At 69.5% G+C, this 4,997-nt stretch carries 3 protein-coding genes and 1 pseudogene; all 4 read right to left on the bottom strand.

Annotated elements, in window-relative coordinates:
* Positions 1-1,109: GlgB N-terminal domain-containing protein (locus tag ACN6LB_RS45535; protein ID WP_445031057.1), on the bottom strand; the 1,109-nt coding region annotated here is incomplete at its 3' end.
* A gap of 41 nt (positions 1,110-1,150) precedes the next feature.
* Positions 1,151-2,584, bottom strand: coding sequence for a maltokinase N-terminal cap-like domain-containing protein (locus tag ACN6LB_RS45530; RefSeq protein WP_356149113.1), 1,434 nt, complete (start codon positions 2,582-2,584; stop codon positions 1,151-1,153).
* An 85-nt stretch (positions 2,585-2,669) separates the two neighbouring features.
* Positions 2,670-4,370, bottom strand: a complete 1,701-nt coding sequence (gene treS / locus ACN6LB_RS45525; protein ID WP_356149120.1) for a maltose alpha-D-glucosyltransferase — start codon at positions 4,368-4,370, stop codon at positions 2,670-2,672.
* Positions 4,367-4,997: pseudogene (locus tag ACN6LB_RS45520) on the bottom strand (alpha-1,4-glucan--maltose-1-phosphate maltosyltransferase); the annotation flags it as partial. The pseudogene ACN6LB_RS45520 and the gene treS, both read right to left, overlap by 4 nt.

The following is a 4,997-nucleotide window of genomic DNA, read 5'->3' as shown; positions in this document are numbered from 1 at the left end:
CCTGGTCGCCAGGACGGCAGATGGACCTCGTAGACGGAGAACGGCGCCTCGTGCACCGGGCGGCCCGCCCGCCGGTCCATCCAGTCCTCGTCCCGCCATGTGTGGTGCGAGGCGTGCACGACCGAGGACGTGTTGGGCGGCACCTCGGTGCGGCGCGCCACCGGGTCGGCACGCAGGGTGTGCGTGCCGTCGGGGCGCGTGATGTCGAACTTGTACAGCTCGCCCTCGCCGATCGACGGCACGAACAGCTCCCACACCCCGGAGCCGCCGAGCGAACGCATCGGATATCCCGTGCCGTCCCAGAAGTTGAAGGTGCCCGCCAGCCGTACGCCCCGCGCGTTCGGCGCCCACACCGTGAAGCGGGTGCCCGTCACACCCTGGTGCACCATCGGCTCGGCACCCAGCGCCTTCCACAACTGCTCGTGGCGTCCCTCGCCGAGCAGATGCAGGTCGAACCCGCTGATCGCGGGCAGGAAGCGGTAGGCGTCCTCGGTCTCCAGGACCGAGCCCTCGTAGGCGATCTCCAGCCGGTAGGCCTCCGGGACCGCGCGCAGCGGAAGCACCCCCGAGAAGAAGCCGTCCCCGTCGTCGCGCAGTTGGGCCCGAAGGTCGTCCATGACGACGGTCACCGACAGCGCGTAGGGGCGCAGCGCGCGGAACGCCACACCCTCCGCCACCGGGTGTGCGCCCAGTACGCCGTGCGGGTCGTGGTGCGTGCCGCCGAGCAGCCGCTCGCGGTCCTCGCCCTCCAGGACGGCGGAGCCGTTGCCGACCACCACCGGCTCGGCCACCCGGGGCTGTGCACGCTTCTCGACCACCGTCTTCTTGACCGCCGTCTTCTTGGCGGGCACCTTCTTCGCGACTGCCTTCTTCGCGATGGCCTTCTCGGCCGCCGGTTTCCCACCGGCGGTCTTCTTCACCGCGGCCTTCTTCGCCACCGTCTTCTTCGGCACCGGCTCTTTCGCCGCGGCCTTCTTGGCCGGCGCCTTCTCGGCGCCGGCTGTCTTCTTCTTCGCGCTCGCCGCCGCCTTCTTCGGCGTCGCTGCGGTCTTCTTCGCGCTCGTGCCGTTCTTCTCGGGGCTGTCGTCGGACGGGGGGCGGGGGGTCACGGGCAGGGCCTCCTCGGCAGGGGGTGTCGCGGTCGGGCGGGTCAGAGGGCGTGCTCGGGAGCGCCGTCGTCCGCGGCGAGCCTGCGCACCGCGGCCATCGGCACCGGAAGCCAGTCGGGCCGGTGCCGGGCCTCGTACAGGACTTCGTAGATCGCCTTGTCGGTCTCGTACGCGCGCAGCAGTACGGGATCGGTGCGCGGGTCGCGCCCGCTGACCTCGGCGTATCCGGTGCAGTACGCGGCCCGGCAGGCGTCGGCCCAGCCGGGCGCCGGGGAGTGCCCCGACAGGGCGGCGTAGTCGAAGGAGCGGAGCATGCCCGCGATGTCACGGACCGGCGGCTGCGGCATCCGGCGCTCGGCGAGCGGCTTGGACGGCTCGCCCTCGAAGTCGATCAGCGACCAGGCGCCGTCGGGCGAGCGCAGGCACTGCCCGAGGTGCAGGTCGCCATGGATGCGCTGGGCGGTCCAGGTGCGTCCCTCGGCGGCGAGGTCGGCCAGCGCCTCGAAAGCGGTGCGCAGGCCTGGGGCGTACCTCCGCAGCGCGGGCACCGCCTGCGCGACGACCTCCAGACGGTCGGTCATGCCGTCGACCAGCAACTGCATCTGGGCGTGGCCGAGGGTGACCGTGGGCAGTGCGCGGGCGAGCGCCGTGTGCACCTCGGCCGTGGCCCGGCCCAGCGCGTGTGCCTCCGCGCCGAAGTCCTCGCCCTTGGCCAGCTCGCGCAGGGCCAGCTCCCAGCCGTCGGCCGCGCCCTGGAGGAAGGGCTGCAGCACACCGAGGACATAGGTCTCGTCGCCGGTGTCCTCGACCTCCGCCCGCAGCCATGCCGCCGGTGCGGGCACCCGGGGGCAGCCCTGCCGGGCGAGGGCCAGCGGCAGTTCGAGGTCCGGGTTGATCCCCGGCACGATCCGGCGCAGCAGCTTCAGGATGAACGTATCTCCGTACACGAGCGAGGAGTTGGACTGTTCCGACGTCACCAGCCGGGGCACCAGATCACTGCGGATCTCCCGCTGCCGGTCGCCCTCGAAGCGCAGCGCGCCGATGCGGGACTGCGTGCGCAGCGCTTCGAGGAGCACTCCGCCGGGCCGTGGGTCGTGCAGCGCCTCGTACACCGTGCGCCCGGCCAGCGGTCCTTCCTTGAGGTGCCCGATCAGCGCGGGCGCCAGCCGCGGTGGCAGTGCCTCGCGTACGCCGATCAGCAACTGGTAGCAGTCGGCGGGATGGGAGAGGGCACCCTGCGCGGGGGTCGGCGGCTGATGAGCGCGTACGAGCAGGTGGTACAGGCCGAGCTGGGTGTCCGCGGGCAGCAGCTCGGTGGCCGCGACCAGCGAGAACCCGCTGACCGGCCGCCCCTTGCCCGCGAACCAGCGCTGTCGCGGCAGCCACTCCCGCAACAGCGGGTCCAGCGACGCGAGCAGACCGGGAGGTGCGGCAGAGCGAGGTGCGCCGGCGGATCGTGTGACTGCTTCCGACATGGCGTCGCGTCCTTTCCCCGGGAGACTCGGGGTGTTACTGATGCGTGCCCAGGGCGGGACGGTGAAAACCGCCCCGCCCTGCCTTCTACGCAGCGTCCTTGCGGAGCCGGAACCAGTAGAAGCCGTGGCCTGCCAGGGTGAGCAGGTACGGGAGCTCCCCGATGGCGGGGAAGCGGACGCCGCCGATCAGCTCGACCGGGTGGCGGCCGTTGAAGGCGCTCAGATCCAGCTCGGTGGGCTGGGCGAAGCGGGAGAAGTTGTGCACGCACAGGACGAGATCGTCCTTGTACTCCCGCAGGAACGCGATCACCGCCGGGTTGGAGGACAGCAGTTCCGTGTACGACCCGAGGCCGAACGCCTTGTTCTGCTTACGGATCTCGATCATCCGCCGGGTCCAGTGCAGCAGGCTCGACGGCGAGGACATGGACGCCTCGACGTTGGTGACCTGGTAGCCGTAGACCGGATCCATGATCGTGGGCAGGAAGAGACGGCCGGGGTCGCACGAGGAGAACCCCGCGTTCCTGTCCGGGGTCCACTGCATCGGCGTACGCACGGCATCGCGGTCGCCGAGCCAGATGTTGTCGCCCATGCCGATCTCGTCGCCGTAGTAGAGGATCGGCGAGCCGGGCAGGGACAGCAGCAGGGCGGTGAACAGTTCGATCTGGTTGCGGTCGTTGTCCAGCAGGGGGGCCAGCCGCCGGCGGATGCCGATGTTGGCGCGCATACGCGGGTCCTTGGCGTACTCCGCGTACATGTAGTCGCGTTCCTCGTCGGTGACCATTTCCAGCGTCAGCTCGTCGTGGTTGCGCAGGAAGATGCCCCACTGGCAGTTGTTGGGGATGGCCGGGGTCTTGGCGAGGATTTCCGAGACGGGGTAGCGCGATTCACGGCGTACGGCCATGAAGATGCGCGGCATCACCGGGAAGTGGAAGGCCATGTGGCACTCGTCGCCGCCGGAGGGGAAGTCGCCGAAGTAGTCGACGACGTCCTCGGGCCACTGGTTCGCCTCCGCGAGCAGCACTGTGTCCGGATAGTGCGTGTCGATCTCCTTGCGGACCCGCTTGAGGAACTCGTGGGTCTGCGGGAGGTTCTCGCAGTTGGTCCCCTCCACCTGGTAGAGGTACGGCACCGCGTCCAGCCGGAAGCCGTCGATGCCCAGGTCCAGCCAGAACCGCAGCGCGGAGACGATCTCCTCCTGCACGGCCGGGTTCTCGTAGTTCAGGTCGGGCTGGTGGGAGAAGAAGCGGTGCCAGTAGTACTGCTTGCGGACCGGGTCGAAGGTCCAGTTGGAGGCCTCGGTGTCGACGAAGATGATCCGGGCGTCCTGGTACTGCTTGTCGTCGTCGGCCCAGACGTAGTAGTCGCCGTAGGGGCCGGTGGGGTCGTTCCTGGACTCCTGGAACCACGGGTGCTGGTCGCTGGTGTGGTTCATGACGAAGTCGATGATCACGCGCATGCCGCGCTGGTGGGCGGCGTCCACGAACTCGACGAAGTCGGCGAGGTCGCCGAACTCGGGCAGCACCGCGGTGTAGTCGGAGACGTCGTAGCCGCCGTCGCGGAGCGGGGACTTGAAGAACGGCGGCAGCCACAGGCAGTCGACGCCGAGCCACTGCAGGTAGTCGAGTTTGGCGGTGAGGCCCTTGAGGTCGCCGACACCGTCGCCGTTGCTGTCCTGGAAGGAGCGGACCAGCACCTCGTAGAAGACGGCGCGTTTGAACCACTCCGGGTCCCGGTCCTTGGCGGGGGTGTCCTCGAAGGTGTCCGGGACGGGCTCGTTGACGATCATGTTGTGGGTGACCCTCCGATCTGCGGTGAGGACGGTCGCAGGACGGTCAGGATGTGCGCGGGCCGGTGGCCCGGTTCGAGGCGCACATAGTTCGCCCTGCCCCAGTGATAGGTCTCGCCGGTGAGCTCGTCGCGCACCGGCACGGACTCGTGCCAGTCCAGGCCGAGTTGCGGCATGTCCAACGAGACCGTGGCCTCCTGGGTGTGGTGGGGGTCGAGGTTGACCACCACCACAACCGTGTTCGAACCGCCGACGTCCGCCACGGACTTCGAGTACGCGATCACCTCTTCCTTGTCCGTGTGGTGGAAGTGGAGATCGCGCAGCTGCCGCAGCGCCGGACTGCGCCGCCTGATCGCGTTGAGCGCGCCTATCAATGGCGCGATGCTACGTCCCTCGCGCTCGGCCGACTCCCAGTCGCGCGGACGCAGTTGGTACTTCTCGGAGTGCAGGTACTCCTCGCTGCCCTCGCGCAAGGCACGGTTCTCGCAGAGTTCGAAGCCGCTGTACACGCCCCACGTCGGAGACAGCGTGGCCGCGAGCACCGCCCGCAGCTCGAAGGCGGGACGCCCGCCGTGCTGCAGGAACTCGTGGAGGATGTCGGGGGTGTTGACGAAGAAGTTGGGCCGC

It is taken from the genome of Streptomyces sp. SAS_270, from assembly GCF_052543295.1.
Note: the sequence above shows the minus strand (reverse complement) of the source record. Positions and strands in the feature narration are given on the sequence as shown.